Origin of the sequence: Methylibium sp. Root1272 (assembly GCF_001425905.1) — a bacterium.
Classification (GTDB): domain Bacteria; phylum Pseudomonadota; class Gammaproteobacteria; order Burkholderiales; family Burkholderiaceae_C; genus Methylibium.
Window position 1 is genome coordinate 98,299 of sequence record NZ_LMDY01000002.1, and the last position, 13,781, is coordinate 112,079.

Below are 13,781 nucleotides of genomic sequence, written 5' to 3' on the forward strand. Positions count from 1 at the left end.
TCTGATACCGATGGCCAGAATCATCGTCGTGACCTCCGGCAAGGGAGGCGTGGGCAAGACGACCACCAGCGCCAGCTTTGCATCCGGACTGGCGCTGCAAGGCCACAAGACGGCCGTGATCGACTTCGACGTCGGCCTGCGCAACCTCGACCTGATCATGGGCTGCGAGCGCCGCGTGGTGTATGACCTCATCAACGTCATCCACAACGAAGCCAACCTGAACCAGGCGCTGATCAAGGACAAGCAGAGCGACAACCTGTTCGTGCTGGCCGCGTCCCAGACCCGCGACAAGGAAGCGCTGACCAAGGACGGCGTCGAGCGCGTGCTGAAGGAACTGGCCGACATGGGCTTCGAGTACATCGTCTGCGACTCGCCGGCGGGCATCGAGACCGGCGCGCTGATGGCGATGCACTTCGCCGACGAGGCGCTGATCGTCACCAACCCCGAGGTCTCGTCGGTGCGCGACTCCGACCGCATCCTCGGCATGCTGTCGTCGAAGACCAAGCGGGCGATCGAAGGCAAGGAGCCGATCAAGGAGCACCTGCTGATCACGCGCTACAACCCGAACCGCGTGGTGGGCGGACAGATGCTCTCGCTGGAGGACATCCAGGAGATCCTGCGCATCGACCTGATCGGCGTGATCCCCGAGTCGGAGACGGTGCTCGACGCGTCCAACCAGGGCGTGCCGGCGATCTACATGCGCGGCACGCCGGTGTCCGAGGCGTACAAGGACGTGGTACGCCGCTTCCGCGGCGAGAACCCGCCGATGCGCTTCGTCGAGGCCGACCGGCCCGGCTTCTTCAAGCGTGTGTTCGGAGGGAGGTGAACCGATGTCCCTGCTTTCCTTCCTGCTCGGAGAAAAGAAGAAGACCGCCAGCGTCGCCAAGGAGCGGCTGCAGATCATCCTGGCCCACGAACGCAGCGGGCGCGGCGGCAGCCGGCCCGACTACCTCGAGGCGCTGCAGCGCGAGCTGGTGGCGGTGATCTCGAAGTACGTGTCGATCAAGCCGGAGGACATCAAGGTCCACCTGCAGAAGCAGGACAACCTCGAGGTCCTCGAAGTCAAGCTCGAGCTGCCCGAAGCGGCGCGCGGCTGAGCCGCGGCCGCCGTGGCGGCCGATGGCTACTTCACGTACATCACGCGCATGCCCAGCAGCTTGCCGTCGGGGCGGTCGAGCACGTTGATCGTGGTCTGACGCGGCTTGAAGCCCTCCGGCATCGGCACGCTGCCGCGCAGGCTCTCGTGGCTGCCCACCGAGATCGCGACCGGCTTCAGGCTGATCGTGGTCTCGGTGCCGCGCGCGGTCTCGCCGGCCACGATGAACTGCATCACGCCGGCGAGCGGCTTGCCGGCCGTGGCGCGGTCGCGCGTGAGGATCACGTCGTAGGCCAGTGCCGAGCCGTCGACGTTGAAGCGCCCGGCCCGCACCTCGACCGTCCCGCCGCGCGGGTCGGGCGGCAGCGAGGCCACCACGGCGGCCACGTCCTTGCGCAGGCGCTCGGCGGTGTCGCGGCTGGCGCCCAGTTCGTCGGCCAGGCCCTTCTTGTCGGCCACGGCGGCCTCGAGCTGCTTGGTGGTGTCGGCGAGCGCGCCCTGCAGGCGCAGGCGCTCGGCCTCGGCCTTGTTGAACGAGGCCTGCAGCGCGGTCGACGCGCTGGCCGACAGCCGCGGCGGCAGGTAGCGCTCCTGGATCAGCACAACGCCTCCCGCGCCGATCGCGATGCCGACCAGCAGCAACACCAGCCAGCGGGGCAGGCGCCAGCGCGAGCGCCTTCTTCCATAGGGATCAAATGCAACGGGTTTCATGAACCGGACATCCGTGTTGTGTTGTCTGAGCAGGTTGGCGAAACCCAAAGGTTACAACCCTCCGGCCCCGGCGCTGAAACACGATGTCAGGCGGCCCGTCGGACGGGGGCGTCGCCCGGCCCCGGTGGATCGTGACGGACTCGACGCGAAAGGGCTCCCGCGGGTCGTCGACGGCGCGATGCCGGCCTTTTGACACGCAAGCGCAGCCGCCACCCGCCGACATCAGCGGACATGGTGAACTGCATTCGCATCGCTCCGCCGTCGGCCGTGCTGCGCGGCCTGCGTCTGGGCCTGACCACGGCGGCGGCCGTGCTGGTCGTCGGCTGCGGCACGATCCGCCTGCCCGGGGGCACGCCGCCGCCGGCGCCGCCGGTCGAGCCCGCAGCCAGTCCGGCCCCGGCGCCGCCGCCGGCCCAGGCTCCACGCGTCGCCAAGCCGGCGCCTGCGCCGTCGGTGGATGCCGTCCCGCGCGTCGAGCGCATCCGCCAGGGCGCGCCGAACCATCCGTACGTGATCCGCGGCGAGACCTACGAGCCCTACGACAGCGACGTGCCGTGGTTCGAGACCGGCGTGGCCTCCTGGTACGGCGAGCCCTTCCACGGGCGCCGCACCGCCAACGGCGAGGTCTACGACATGCACGGCATGACGGCGGCCCACAAGACCATGCCGCTGCCCAGCTACGCGGTGGTGCGCAACCGCGTCAACGGCCGGCAGGTGGTGGTCCGCGTCAACGATCGCGGGCCCTTCATCGACGGCCGCGTGATCGACCTCAGCTTCGCGGCGGCCCGCAAGCTCGGCATCCGCGGCCTCGGCGAGGTGGAGGTCCGACGCCTGACGCACGACGAGATCCGGGCCGGCAGCTGGAAGAAGCTGCCGCAGACGATGGCAGTGGGCGAGGAACGCGCCAAGCTCGAATAGCGGGAGGGAGGTCCCAGCGCCCGTGCCCGCCGGCTCAGGCGCTGCGACGCAGGCTGGCCAGCGCCAACCCCATCAGCGCCACGCCGGCGATCTGCAGCGGCTCCAGCGCGCGGCCGTACACCGCCCAGTCGATCAGTACCGCGGCGGCCGGGTAGACGAACTGCAGCACCGCGATGCGGCCGGTCGGCAGCCGCGCCATCCCGGCGTACAGCAGCACATAGGCCAGCCCGGTATGCACGACACCCAGGCCGGCCGGCCAGGCCCAGGCCGCACCGGCCGAAGGCCAGCCATGCAGCATCGGCCACCACGCCAGCAGCAGCATGCCCACCAGGCACTGCCACCACGCTAGCGCGAACGAACCGACCGCCTGCGCGCGCTGGGCGATCAGCGTGACGCCGGCGTAGCTGAGCGAGCCGCCCAGGCACATCGCCAGGCCCCAGCCGTAGTCGGCGGTGCGGCTCGTGGCGCCGAGGGCCGCACCGTCGTCGAACAGCCCGGTGGCCAGCACGAGACCCAGCAGGGCCAGCAGCCCGGCCGCGGCCTGCCGCCGCGACACCGGCTCGTGCAGCAGCCAGGCGCCGAGCGCCATCACCCACAGCGGCTGCACGTGGAACACGACGGTGGCCACACCGATCGAGGTGCGTGTGATCGCACCGAAGAACAGCGCCCAGTTCAGGATCATCAGCCCGCCGGCGGCGAGTGCCGCGCCCAGCGCCCTGCCACGCAGGCGCAGCTCGCCGCAGCGGCCGCTCAGCACGCCCCACAGCAGCAGCGCCAGCGCACCGAAGGCGCAGCGGAACCACACGGTGGTCAGCGGATCCTGGCCGCCTTCCTCGACGAACACGCCCAGCGTGCCGAGCAGGAGCCCGCCTGCGACCATGAGCGCCGTGCCCTGGCGCGCCCGCGCCGCCGCTGCGGCGGCCGGTGCGGGGAGGGCGGCGGCAGGGCCGGACGGCATCAGGGTCGACATCGCGGCACTGTGCCGACGCCGCGTTCTTCGGTAAAGCGCATAGTTCTAAGATTTAGCATTCGCTTTTCGAATGCTGGAGACGGACCATGCCCGCCACTGCCGATCTGCAGCTCGACTGGCTGCGCGCCTTCGTGACCGTGGTCGACGCCGGCTCGCTGACCGCGGCCGCGCCGCAGCTGCACCGCTCGCAATCGGCGCTGAGCATGCAGCTCAAGAAACTGGAGGACGCCGTCGGCCGGCCGGTCCTCGCCCGCGGCCCGCGGCACCTGGATCTCACGCCGACCGGTGTCGAACTGCTGGGCCACGCCCGTCGGATGCTCGAGCTGCACGCCGAGACGCTGGCCGCCGTGCGCGGCCCGGCGATCTCCGGGCGCGTGAGCCTGGGCGTGCCGGACGACTATGCCGCGACCTACCTCACGCCGGTGCTGCGCAGCTTCGCGACGCGGTATGCCGGCGTCGAGATCACGCTGGTGTGCGAGCAGTCCACCGCGCTGATCCCCAAGGTGCAGCGCGGCGAGCTCGACCTGGCGGTGGTCACGCGCGACCGGCCGCAGCGCGGCACGCTGCTGTTCCAGGAGATGCTGGTCTGGGTGGGCGCGGTGCAGCACGAGGCCTGGCGGCGCGAACCGCTGCCGGTGGCGGTGTACGAGCCCGGCAGCCGCGCCCGCCGCGAGGCGCTGGCCGCGCTGATGGCGCAGCGGCGCGCCCACCGCATCGTCTACAACAGCTCCAGCCTCGCCGGGCACCTGGCGGCGGTGGAAAGCGGGCTGGCCGTGGCGGTGCTGACGCGCTGCAGCGTGCCGCCCGGCCTGCTGGTGCTGCAGGCCCGCCACGGCCTGCCGGCACTGCCGGCGATCGAGGTGTCATTGGTGCGCAGCAAGGCCTCGCAGCGCTCGGCTGCCGCCGAGGCCCTGCATGAGCAGGTGCTGCGGACGTTGCGGCGCGACGCCTGATGCGCCTGGGTCAGCCGTGCTCGCTCAAGGTCGGTGGCACGCAGAGCGCCGCTTCGGCGCCTCAGCCCGCAAACCGCAGCGGGTCGGACCGTTGGCCTCGCCGTTGCAGGCGGTGCATGAAGAGGCTGCCGATCACGCCGGCCTGGCGCATCAGCGAGATCTGCGCCGCGGACCATTCGACCGGCGCGCCGGTCTGCTCGCCGCACAGCAGCCCGGTGCGCCGGCCGTTGACGGCGAAGGGCACGTCGAGCAGCGAGTGGATGTCGTTGGGCTGCAGGTAAGTCTCGCGCATCGAGTGCAGGGCCGGATGGCTCGGTGCGTCGCTCGCGCTCAGGATGCCCCAGCGGTCGAGTTCGCGGAAGTAGTCGGGGTGCTCCTGCTCGATCAGCGGCGGCAGCGGCGTGGCGTCGTGGCCCGCGTGGTGCAGCCGCTCGCAGTGCAGCGCCTGTTGCGGTCCGCGCTGCGAATAGGTCCACACGCTGACGCGGTCGCAGCCCAGGCCCTCGGCCAGCACCGGCAGCGCCTGCGAGAAGAAGTCGTCCAGATCCAGCAGTTCCTGTTCGTGCAGGTGGACGAAGTGCCGGATGCGCGCCAGTGCGCGACGTCCTGGGTCGGAAAGGAGTTCCGTCGGCATGATCTCTCGTGGTGAGGTGAGCGATGGCAGTCACCGGCACGGCATGGGCCGGTCGACTGCGTCCCTTGCCGGGTTATCGGCGCTGCACCTCGGGGCTTGAGGGCCGGGGCGGGCCCCGGTCGCTCAGGCGTGGGCCGCTCGGCCGGCGCCGGTACGGAACACGGAGATCACTTCCAGCAAGCCGGCGGCCTGCTGCTTCAGGCTCTCGGCGGCGGCGGCGCTCTCCTCCACCAGCGCGGCGTTCTGCTGGGTGCCCTGGTCGATCGACGCGACGGCCTGGTTGACCTGCACGATGCCGGTGCTCTGCTCGCTGGTCGAGGCGTTGATCTCCGCCATCAGGTCGGTCACGCGACTCACCTGCAGCACGATGTCGTTCATCGTGCTGCCGGCCTCGCCGACCAGCTGGCTGCCGGCCTGCACCTTGTCGACGCTGTCGCCGATCAGGCCCTTGATCTCCTTGGCGGCCTGCGCGCTGCGTTGCGCCAGGTTGCGCACTTCGCTCGCCACCACCGCGAAGCCGCGGCCCTGCTCGCCGGCGCGCGCCGCTTCCACCGCGGCGTTGAGCGCCAGGATGTTGGTCTGGAACGCGATGCCGTCGATCACGCCGATGATGTCGGCGATCTTGCGGCTCGACTCGGTGATCTCGCCCATCGTCGCGACGACGCGCTCCACCACCTGGCCGCCGCGGCCGGCCACGTCGGCCGCCGAGCTGGCGAGCTGGCTGGCCTGGCGCGAGCTGTCGGCGTTCTGCTGGACCGTCGAGGTCATTTCCTGCATCGAGGCCGCGGTCTCCTGCAGCGCGCTGGCCTGCTGCTCGGTGCGGCTGGACAGGTCCTGGTTGCCGGTCGCGATCTGTGCCGAGGCGGTCGCGATGCCGTCCGCCGACTGGCGCACGCGGTCCACCATCGTGACCAGGCTCTCGTTCATCTTCTTCAGTGCGGCGAGCAGCTGGCCGGTCTCGTCGTGGCGGTCGACGATGATGTTCGTGCTCAGGTCGCCGGCCGCCACGGCTTCGGCCAGATGCACCGCGCGGGTCAACGGGCGGGTCACCGCGTTGCTCAGCAGCCAGCCCATCGCCATCGCGGCCAGCGCGGCGGCCAGGCAGGTGCCGATCAGCACCGCACGGTCGCTCGCATAGCCCTGCTCGGCGGTCTGGACGTGGGCCTGCGCCTGGGCCTGTTCGTACTCGATGAAGTCGCGCGTGGACCGCAGCAGCGCCGCCAGCAAGGGCCGGCACTCGGCGTTCATCTTCGTCACGGCCTGGTCACGGCGACCGTCGAGCGCCATACCGACGATCTCCAGCGCCACCGGGCCGTAGCTGGCCTCGACCTTCTCGATCGCCGCCAGCAGCGCGCGGTCGCGGTCGGTGGCGTCGGAGGAGGCCGCGACGACGACCTGCTTCAGCTTGGCGATCGAGGCCTGCACGTCTTCGTGGGCCTGGGTCACGGCCAGCTTCTCGGCGTCCCGGTCGGCCGGCAGCGTCACGAGCACCAGGTTGCGGGCGGCGATGGCGCGCCGCGTCGCGGCGCCACGGATGTCGACCGCGAGGTGTTCGCGGTTCCCCACGCCCTCCAGATAGGCGGTGAAGCGCTCGTTGGCGTTGCCCAGAGAGCGCAGCGACAGCCCGGACACCAGCAGCACCACAGCGGCGAGCAGCGCGAATCCCAGCATCAGCTTGGTCTTGACTCTCAGGTGGCTCAGGTTCATTCCAACTCCTCGATCGCACCGGTGGTGCGCCCCATGGACGGGCCGGCCTGCAACCCTGGGGAAAGGCATCGAGGCAGACGGCTGACCCTTCTGATGTCGGTGGATCGATGCGGGCGCTTGAGTCGGCGCCTCGGCCGTCGACCCCAGGTGAAAGTCGGTTTGGCGTGCCGGTGAATCACCTACAAGCGCCGAAAAGGCCTTGCGTGGCAAGGGCTTGGCACGGCACTTCGGACCTCCTCGCGAAGACGGGCGGCGAGCCGGAGCCCGTGCTTGTCAGCCAGATGCAAACCGGCTCAGCGGGCCACGTAGCGTCCTGGCCGGTGGTTGATGGCCAGCACCAGGTTCAGCGCCACCGCGCCGGCCACCGACAGCAGCACCTGCCGGGGCGCGACGACCGCGAACGCGAGCGCGACGATGCTGCAGTCGAGCGCCATCTGCAGCTGGCCGGCGCGCCAGCCGCGCTGCTGCTGCAGCACCACGGCGACGATGCCGATGCCTCCCACGCTGGCCTGGTGGCGGAACAACGCGAGCATGCCCATGCCGATCAGCGTGCCACCCATCAGCGCGGCGTACAGCGGCTGCAGCGGCGCGAAGCCGATCCAGCGCGGCAACAACTCGCTCTGGACCGACAGCAGCGCCACGGCGACGAAGGTCTTCAAGGTGAAGGCGTGGCCGAGGTGGCGCCAGGCGAGCCAGTAGAACGGCAGGTTGATCGCGAAGAACAGTGCGCCGAAGGGCCAGCCGGTCGCGTAGTGCAGCAGGAAGGCCAGGCCCGCGGTGCCGCCGGCCAGCAGCCCGGCCTGCTGGAACATCGCGATCCCCAGCGCCATCGCCGACGTGCCCAGCAGCAGCGCCATCGCGTCCTCGAAGGCGGAGTGGCGGGTGACGTCGTCGTCGTCGTTGCGATCGGTCGTGTTCATGGACGCGGGGCGGCGCAAGCTCCGTGCCGGGCGGCCATGCTCGGGCGAACTCAGGCGCCGGCGCCCAGCGCGTCGCCGAGCTCCAGCACCAGCGCGGGCAGCGCGTCCACCTCGGCCGCGCCGGTGCCGAAGTTGACGATGCAGGCGCGCAACCAGAAGCGGCCGTCCACCACGGCCGGGCTGAGCCAGGCGCGGCCGTCCTGCTGCAGGCGCTCGAGCAGGCGGCGGTTCAGCGCGTCGAGCGCGGCGTCGTCATGGGCGCCGCGGGGCTCGGGCCGGTAGCGCAGCGTCGCGATGCTCAGGCCGCCCGGGCCGGCCTCGAGCCGCGGCGTGGCCTGCACGCGCTCGTGCAGCCGCCGGGCCAGCGCGATGTCGTCGCCGATCATCCGGCGGTAGCCGTCGCGGCCGGCCATGCGCAGCGCGAGCCAGACCTTCAGCGCGCGGAAGCCGCGCGTGTTCTGCGGCCCGAGCTCGTGGAAGTTCACGCCCTCGTCGTCGCGCGGCGCGCCGTAGTAGGACGGGCGCTGGCTGAAGGCATCGAGCAGGTGGCGCGGCTCGCGCACCAGCACGCAGCCGGCCTCGATCGGCGCGTAGAGCCACTTGTGCGGGTCGAGCGCCACCGAATCGGCCTCGCGCAGGCCCGGCAGGTCGGCTGGTGCGGCGTCGCCCAGGCAGGCCGCCGGCGCGCCATAGGCGCCGTCGACGTGGAACCACAGGCCATGCCGACGGCACAGTGCGGCCATCGCCGGCAGCGGGTCGATCGCGCCGGTGCTCACGGTGCCGGCCGTGCCCACCGCCATCAGCGGCTGCACGCCGGCGGCGAGGTCGGCCTCGATCCGTGCGCCGAGCGCGTCGACGTCGAGGCGCTGCCGCGCGTCGGTCGGAATCCAGCGCACCGCCTGCAGCCCGAGGCCGGCGATGTCGACCGCCTTGTGCAGCCAGGCATGCGTCTGCGTCGACGCGTAGACCGCGAGCGGCGGCGCGCCGCACAGGCCCTGCTCGCGCACCGCCGGGCGTGCCGCGCGCCGTGCCGCCAGCAGCGCCACCAGGTTGGCCAGGTTGCCGCCGCTCGTCAGCAGGCCGCCGCAGCCGGCCGGGTAGCCCACCAGTTCGGCCAGCCAGCGCACGGTCTGGGCCTCGATCTCGCTCGCCACCGGCGCGGCGTGCCAGAGCGCGACGTTGGCGTTCAGCGCCGCCGCCAGCAACTCGGCCAGCACGCCGATCGGTGCCGGCGACGCGGCGATGTAGCCGTGAAAGCGCGGGTGGCTGCTGCGCAGCGAGTGCTCGAACAGCAGCGTCGCCGCGCCATCGAGCAGCGCGGCCGGGTCGGCCCCGCCGGTGGGCAGCGGGCCGTCGCCGACCAGGGCACGCAGCTCGGCCGGGGTCTCGCCGTGGCTCACCGGGCGCTGCGGCAGCGCGGCCATCATGTCGGCGATGCGATCGACCAGTGCGTGGCCGAGCGCGCGGAACTGCGCCGGCGCCATCGCCAGCGCGGCCTCGCGCGCCGGCGGCTCGGGCTCGGGAGGCTCGATCGGCATCGCGTGCTGCGGGTGAGCGACGGACACCTAGCCGACCACGCCCTTGCTGCGCAGGAACTCGTCGACCAGCTTGAGCCGCACCAGCGGATCGGGCAGCTCCATCAGCTTCTGCTTGGCGGCCACCGAGATCGGCAGGATCTCGCACCAGCGGTTGGCGATCCAGCCGGCGTCCTCGAAGCGGTAGGGCTCCAGAAACGGCACGTTGCCCTGCTGCTTGAGCGTGGCGATCGCGTTCGCGAGGCCCTGGGCCGAACCGACCAGCTCTTCGGACGGCAGCACGGTCTCGTCGTCGGGCAGCAGCCGGGCCTGAGCGACCCACAGGTGGTTGGCCTGCTGCGAGGTGCCGGCCGTCTCGAAGCGATGGCTGCCGCGGCAGCGCACCTGCAGGATGCCCGATTGCGGGCTGTCGACGTCGATCAGTTCGGCCAGGCAGCCGATCACCTCCAGCGCCACGTCCCCGGGCGCGCCGTTGCCGCGCACCTCGCTGCCCTTCTTCAGCGCCACCACGCCGAAGGGCTTGCGCTCGCGCAGGCATTCGCCCACCAGGTCGAGGTAGCGCGCCTCGAACACCTTCAGGCCCAGCAGGCCGCCGGGGAAGAGTACCGACTGCAGCGGAAACAGCGGCAGTTCGAAGGAGAAAGAGGAGGGGGTGTCCGTCATCGAGAAGGCGGCCGAGGGGTGCCGGAAAGCGGGATGGCCGACCGGGCGGCGTCAGAGCGCGTCGAGCTCGCGGTGGCGCACCAGCGTCGCGCCGCGGCCGCGGAAGCGCCGGGCGAGCTGCTCGACGAAGTAGACAGAGCGGTGCTGGCCGCCGGTGCAGCCGATCGCGACGGTGAGGTAGGCGCGCTGGTCCTGCTCGAACGCGGGCAGCCAGCGCACCAGGAAGGCCTCGATCTGCCCCAGCATCTCGCCCACCTCGGGCTGCTGCTGCAGGTAATCGGCGACCGGCGCGTCGCGGCCGGTCAGCGGGCGCAGCTCGTCGATGTAGTGCGGATTGGGCAGCACGCGGACGTCGTACACCAGGTCGGCGTCGAGCGGCACGCCGTGCTTGAAGGCGAAGGACTCGAACACCAGCGTCAGCGCGCCGGCCGGCGCCTGCACCAGCTGCCGCACCCAGGCGCGCAGCTGGGCCGCGCGCAGCTGGCTGGTGTCGAGCACGGTCGAGGCCTCGCGCAGGTCGGCGAGCAGCTCGCGCTCGAGCTCGATCGCGTCGGTCAGCGCGCGGTGCTGGTCGAGCGCTTCGCCGGGCGCGCCGGTGCTGAGCGGGTGCCGGCGCCGCGTCTCGGAGAAGCGCCGCACCAGCGCATGCGTGCTGGCGTCGAGGAAGATCGCGCGCACCTTCACGCCCTCGCTCCCCAGCTGCAACAGGCTCGGCAGCAGCGCCGGCAGCGAGTGGGCGCTGCGCACGTCGACCGCCACCGCGATGCGGCGCATCGCGCCGTCGGTGCGGGCCTGCTCCAGGCGCAGGAACTGCGGCAGCAGCTCGGGCGGCAGGTTGTCGACGCAGTAGAAGCCGGCGTCCTCCAGTGCATGCAAGGCCACCGACTTGCCTGAGCCGGAGATGCCGGTGACCAGCACCACCTCGCGCGGTGCGTCGGGCAGGGCCGGTGCCACGGTGTCCTGGCTCATGCGCGCTGCCGCTTGCGGCCACCACCACCGGCCGCGGCCGGCGCCGCCGATGTCGCGGCGGCCAGCAACGCCTGCGCGTGGGCCAGGCTGGTGCCGCCGGCCGCGCCGCCGCCCAGCATGCGGGCGATCTCCTGCACCCGCGCCTCGCCGGTGACCGGGTCGACCTGGCTGCGCGTGCTGCCGCCCTGCGCGGCCTTGCTGACCACGCAGTGGTGGTCGGCGCAGGCGGCCACCTGCGGCAGGTGGGTCACGCACAGCACCTGCCGGTCGCGGCCCAGGCGGCGCATCAGCTGCCCCACGGCGTCGGCCACGCTGCCGCCGACGCCGGCGTCGATCTCGTCGAAGATCAGCGTGCCGGTCTCGCCGAGCTCGCTGGTGGTGACGGCGATCGCCAGCGCGATGCGCGACAGCTCGCCGCCCGAGGCCACCTTGGCCAGCGCGCGCGGCGTGCTGCCGGCGTGCCCGGCCACGCGAAACTCGGCCGCCTCGCGGCCGTGGCGCTGCGGCTCGGCCAACGGCTCCAGCGCCACCTCGAAGCGCCCGCCCGCCATGCCGAGCTGCTGCATCGCCGTCGTCACCGACGCGGCGAGCCGCGGCGCGGCGGTCTTGCGTTGCGTGCTGACGGCCTGCGCCGCGGTGTCGTAGGTCTGACGCGTGGTCTTCACCCGGGATTCCAGCGCGTCGAGGTCGGTCGCGGCGTCGAGCCGGGTGAGCTCGTCGCGCCAGGCCGCCCGCAGCGCCGGCAACTCCTCGGCCGGGCGGCGGAAGCGCCGCGCGAGGCCCATCCACGCCGCCAGCCGCTCGTCGAGCGCCTGCAGGCGCTCCGGGTCCAGCTCGCCGTGGCGCAGCGTGGCGTGCAGCGTGTGGGCGGCGTCCTGCAACTGGGCCTGAGCGCTCTTCAGCACTTCGAAGGGATCGCGCAGCGCCGGGTCGTGGTCGAGCACACCTTCGAGCGCACCGATCGCCTGGGCGCTGCGCGCGTCGGCCGAGTCGTCGTCCTCGCTGATTGCGGCCAGCGCCGCCTGCACCGCGTCGATGATGGCCTGTGCGTGGCTCAGGCGGTGGTGCTCGGCGTTGAGCTCCGGCCATTCGTCGGCGCCCGGCGCGAGCTTGTCGAGTTCGGCGATCTGCCATTGCAGCCGCTCGCGCTCGCGTTCCAGGTCGGCCTGGCGGCTGCGCGCGTCGGCCAGCTGTTCGCTCGCGCTGCGCCACGCGCTCCAGGCGGCGGCCAGCGGCGCGGTGTCGATGCCGGCATAGCCGTCGAGCAGGCCGCGCACCGCGTCGGGCCGCGTCAGGCTCTGCCAGGCGTGCTGGCCGTGGATGTCGACCAGGTGCTCGCCCGCCTCGCGCAGCTGGCCGATGGTGGCCGGGCTGCCGTTGATCCACGCGCGGCTCTTGCCCTGGGCGTCGAGCGTGCGGCGCAGCAGCAGGCTGTCGTCACCGCCGTCCTCGTCGTTGGCGAAGCCGGCATCGGCCAGCCAGGGCCGCAGCGCGGCCGGCGTGTCGAACTCGGCGCTGATCTCGGCGCGCGGCGCGCCCTCGCGCACCACGCCGGCGTCGCCGCGGTGGCCGAGCGCGAGCTGCAGCGCATCGACCAGGATGGACTTGCCGGCGCCGGTCTCGCCGGTGAGCGCGGTGAACCCGGCGTGCAGGTCGAGCTCGAGCGCGGGCACGATGACGAAGTCGCGCAAGGCGATGCGCTTCAGCATGGGGTCTTCCTCAGCGCGCCGCCCACGGCTCAGGAGTGCGCGCCGTCGGGCAGCACACCTTCGTTCCAGTGCAGCTTGCGGCGCAGCGTGGCGTAGAAGTTCCAGCCGCGCGGGTGCAGCACGCGCACGCGGTGCTCGCTGCGGCGCACGCAGATGCGGTCGCCGTGCAGCAGGCTGGCCAGGCTCTGGTGATCGAAGTTCACGCTGGCGTCGCGGCCGGCCACGATCTCGATGCGCACCTCGCTGTCGTCGGGCAGCACGATGGGGCGGTTGGACAGCGCGTGCGGCGCGATCGGCACCATCAGCCAGCCCGAGATGCCCGGGTGCAGGATCGGCCCGCCGGCCGACAGCGCGTAGGCGGTCGAGCCGGTGGGTGACGAGATGATCAGCCCGTCGGCGCGGAAGTTGGCGACGAACTGGTCCTGCACGTCGACCCGCAGCTCCACCATGCCGGCGCTGGCGCCGCGGCTCACCACCACGTCGTTGACGGCGAAGGTCTCGTAGATCACGTCGAACTCGTCGCCCGACGGCCGCTTGACGCAGCCCTCCAGCATGGTGCGGTGTTCTTCCTCGTAGTCGCCGGCGATCATCGGCGCGATGGTCTCGCGGAACTCGGCCATCGGGATGTCGGTCATGAAGCCGAGCCGGCCCTGGTTGATGCCGATCATCGGGACGCCGTAGCGCGCCAGCTGCCGTGCGGTGCCGAGCATGGTGCCGTCGCCGCCGACCACGACCGCCAGGTCGCAGTGCTTGCCGATCTGGGCGGCATCGAGCGCGCCGTAGTCGGGCAGGCCGACGGCCATGGCGGTGGTGGTGTCGAGCGAGACCTCGAGCCCCTGGTTCGTGAGGAACTCGGCCACGCTCGCGAGCACCTGGCGACTGCCCGGCGCCTGGTATTTGCCGACGAGGGCAGCGTGACGGAAACGGCTCGCCATGGTGAGAGAAATTACACCACAGCCATTCGACGCGGCGCGCGCGTCTCGACATGCCCGCAAA

General features: G+C 72.0%; 14 protein-coding genes. 4 read left to right on the plus strand and 10 right to left on the minus strand.

From position 1 onward, the window contains the following. Positions 1 to 10 precede the first annotated feature (10 nt). Both minD and minE read left to right on the plus strand, forming a co-directional pair. The gene (gene minD, locus ASC67_RS03865) at positions 11 to 826 is read left to right on the plus strand and encodes a septum site-determining protein MinD (protein WP_056315312.1); all 816 of its coding nucleotides are present in this window, start codon (positions 11 to 13) and stop codon (positions 824 to 826) included. A 4-nt stretch (positions 827 to 830) separates the two neighbouring features. Beyond that, a complete protein-coding gene (minE, locus tag ASC67_RS03870; protein WP_011830917.1) occupies positions 831 to 1,097 on the plus strand; it encodes a cell division topological specificity factor MinE in 267 nt (88 codons plus the stop codon). Positions 1,098 to 1,123: 26 nt separating this feature from the next. Here minE and ASC67_RS03875 read toward each other — a convergent pair whose 3' ends face one another. Further along, positions 1,124 to 1,807, minus strand: coding sequence for a hypothetical protein (locus ASC67_RS03875; RefSeq protein ID WP_056315314.1), 684 nt, complete (start codon positions 1,805 to 1,807; stop codon positions 1,124 to 1,126). 231 nt (positions 1,808 to 2,038) lie between these two features. On the opposite strand from ASC67_RS03875, the gene ASC67_RS21175 reads away from it, so the two are divergent. Then, the gene (locus ASC67_RS21175) at positions 2,039 to 2,725 is read left to right on the plus strand and encodes a septal ring lytic transglycosylase RlpA family protein (RefSeq protein ID WP_056315316.1); all 687 of its coding nucleotides are present in this window, start codon (positions 2,039 to 2,041) and stop codon (positions 2,723 to 2,725) included. A gap of 34 nt (positions 2,726 to 2,759) precedes the next feature. On the opposite strand, the gene ASC67_RS03885 is transcribed toward ASC67_RS21175, so the two are convergent. Further along, positions 2,760 to 3,695, minus strand: a complete 936-nt coding sequence (locus ASC67_RS03885; RefSeq protein ID WP_056315319.1) for a DMT family transporter — start codon at positions 3,693 to 3,695, stop codon at positions 2,760 to 2,762. An 86-nt stretch (positions 3,696 to 3,781) separates the two neighbouring features. Between ASC67_RS03885 and ASC67_RS03890 the strand changes: the two genes are divergently transcribed. Further along, positions 3,782 to 4,648, plus strand: coding sequence for a LysR family transcriptional regulator (locus ASC67_RS03890; protein WP_056315321.1), 867 nt, complete (start codon positions 3,782 to 3,784; stop codon positions 4,646 to 4,648). Between the two features lie 61 nt (positions 4,649 to 4,709). Here ASC67_RS03890 and ASC67_RS03895 read toward each other — a convergent pair whose 3' ends face one another. The 8 genes from ASC67_RS03895 to ASC67_RS03930 form a co-directional block, all read right to left on the minus strand. Then, positions 4,710 to 5,282 (minus strand): GAF domain-containing protein, encoded by a 573-nt coding sequence (locus ASC67_RS03895; protein WP_056315323.1) that lies wholly within the window; start codon positions 5,280 to 5,282, stop codon positions 4,710 to 4,712. A 123-nt stretch (positions 5,283 to 5,405) separates the two neighbouring features. Next, entirely contained in the window at positions 5,406 to 6,989 is a 1,584-nt protein-coding gene (locus tag ASC67_RS03900; RefSeq protein WP_056315325.1) for a methyl-accepting chemotaxis protein, read from the minus strand. A 293-nt stretch (positions 6,990 to 7,282) separates the two neighbouring features. Then, on the minus strand, positions 7,283 to 7,909 hold the full coding sequence (locus ASC67_RS03905) for a YitT family protein (RefSeq protein WP_056315326.1): 627 nt from the start codon (positions 7,907 to 7,909) through the stop codon (positions 7,283 to 7,285). Between the two features lie 50 nt (positions 7,910 to 7,959). Continuing rightward, positions 7,960 to 9,447: an aminotransferase class V-fold PLP-dependent enzyme gene (locus ASC67_RS03910; RefSeq protein ID WP_056315424.1), complete on the minus strand. Its 1,488-nt coding sequence runs from the start codon at positions 9,445 to 9,447 to the stop codon at positions 7,960 to 7,962. Between the two features lie 27 nt (positions 9,448 to 9,474). After that, positions 9,475 to 10,107 carry an LON peptidase substrate-binding domain-containing protein gene (locus ASC67_RS03915; RefSeq protein WP_056315328.1) on the minus strand — a complete coding sequence of 211 codons (633 nt, stop codon included), beginning with the start codon at positions 10,105 to 10,107 and terminating at the stop codon, positions 9,475 to 9,477. 51 nt (positions 10,108 to 10,158) lie between these two features. Further along, positions 10,159 to 11,076, minus strand: a complete 918-nt coding sequence (gene rapZ / locus ASC67_RS03920; protein ID WP_056315330.1) for an RNase adapter RapZ — start codon at positions 11,074 to 11,076, stop codon at positions 10,159 to 10,161. Then, complete coding sequence (gene recN / locus ASC67_RS03925; RefSeq protein WP_056315332.1) at positions 11,073 to 12,785, minus strand: DNA repair protein RecN; 1,713 nt, start codon at positions 12,783 to 12,785, stop codon at positions 11,073 to 11,075. The genes rapZ and recN overlap by 4 nt, the downstream gene beginning before the upstream one ends. A 29-nt stretch (positions 12,786 to 12,814) precedes the next feature. Continuing rightward, positions 12,815 to 13,720 (minus strand): NAD kinase, encoded by a 906-nt coding sequence (locus ASC67_RS03930; protein WP_056315334.1) that lies wholly within the window; start codon positions 13,718 to 13,720, stop codon positions 12,815 to 12,817. Positions 13,721 to 13,781 lie beyond the last annotated feature (61 nt).

Bases quoted from the DNA above. Each gene is read 5' to 3' on its own strand.
- ASC67_RS03895 (WP_056315323.1), bottom strand. From the start codon at position 5,282: ATGCCGACGGAACTCCTTTCCGACCCAGGACGTCGCGCACTGGCGCGC.
- minD (WP_056315312.1), top strand. From the start codon at position 11: ATGGCCAGAATCATCGTCGTGACCTCCGGCAAGGGAGGCGTGGGCAAG.
- ASC67_RS03905 (WP_056315326.1), bottom strand. From the start codon at position 7,909: ATGAACACGACCGATCGCAACGACGACGACGACGTCACCCGCCACTCC.
- rapZ (WP_056315330.1), bottom strand. From the start codon at position 11,076: ATGAGCCAGGACACCGTGGCACCGGCCCTGCCCGACGCACCGCGCGAG.
- ASC67_RS03875 (WP_056315314.1), bottom strand. From the start codon at position 1,807: ATGAAACCCGTTGCATTTGATCCCTATGGAAGAAGGCGCTCGCGCTGG.
- minE (WP_011830917.1), top strand. From the start codon at position 831: ATGTCCCTGCTTTCCTTCCTGCTCGGAGAAAAGAAGAAGACCGCCAGC.
- ASC67_RS03915 (WP_056315328.1), bottom strand. From the start codon at position 10,107: ATGACGGACACCCCCTCCTCTTTCTCCTTCGAACTGCCGCTGTTTCCG.
- ASC67_RS03910 (WP_056315424.1), bottom strand. From the start codon at position 9,447: ATGCCGATCGAGCCTCCCGAGCCCGAGCCGCCGGCGCGCGAGGCCGCG.
- ASC67_RS03900 (WP_056315325.1), bottom strand. From the start codon at position 6,989: ATGAACCTGAGCCACCTGAGAGTCAAGACCAAGCTGATGCTGGGATTC.
- ASC67_RS21175 (WP_056315316.1), top strand. From the start codon at position 2,039: ATGGTGAACTGCATTCGCATCGCTCCGCCGTCGGCCGTGCTGCGCGGC.
- recN (WP_056315332.1), bottom strand. From the start codon at position 12,785: ATGCTGAAGCGCATCGCCTTGCGCGACTTCGTCATCGTGCCCGCGCTC.
- ASC67_RS03890 (WP_056315321.1), top strand. From the start codon at position 3,782: ATGCCCGCCACTGCCGATCTGCAGCTCGACTGGCTGCGCGCCTTCGTG.
- ASC67_RS03930 (WP_056315334.1), bottom strand. From the start codon at position 13,720: ATGGCGAGCCGTTTCCGTCACGCTGCCCTCGTCGGCAAATACCAGGCG.
- ASC67_RS03885 (WP_056315319.1), bottom strand. From the start codon at position 3,695: ATGTCGACCCTGATGCCGTCCGGCCCTGCCGCCGCCCTCCCCGCACCG.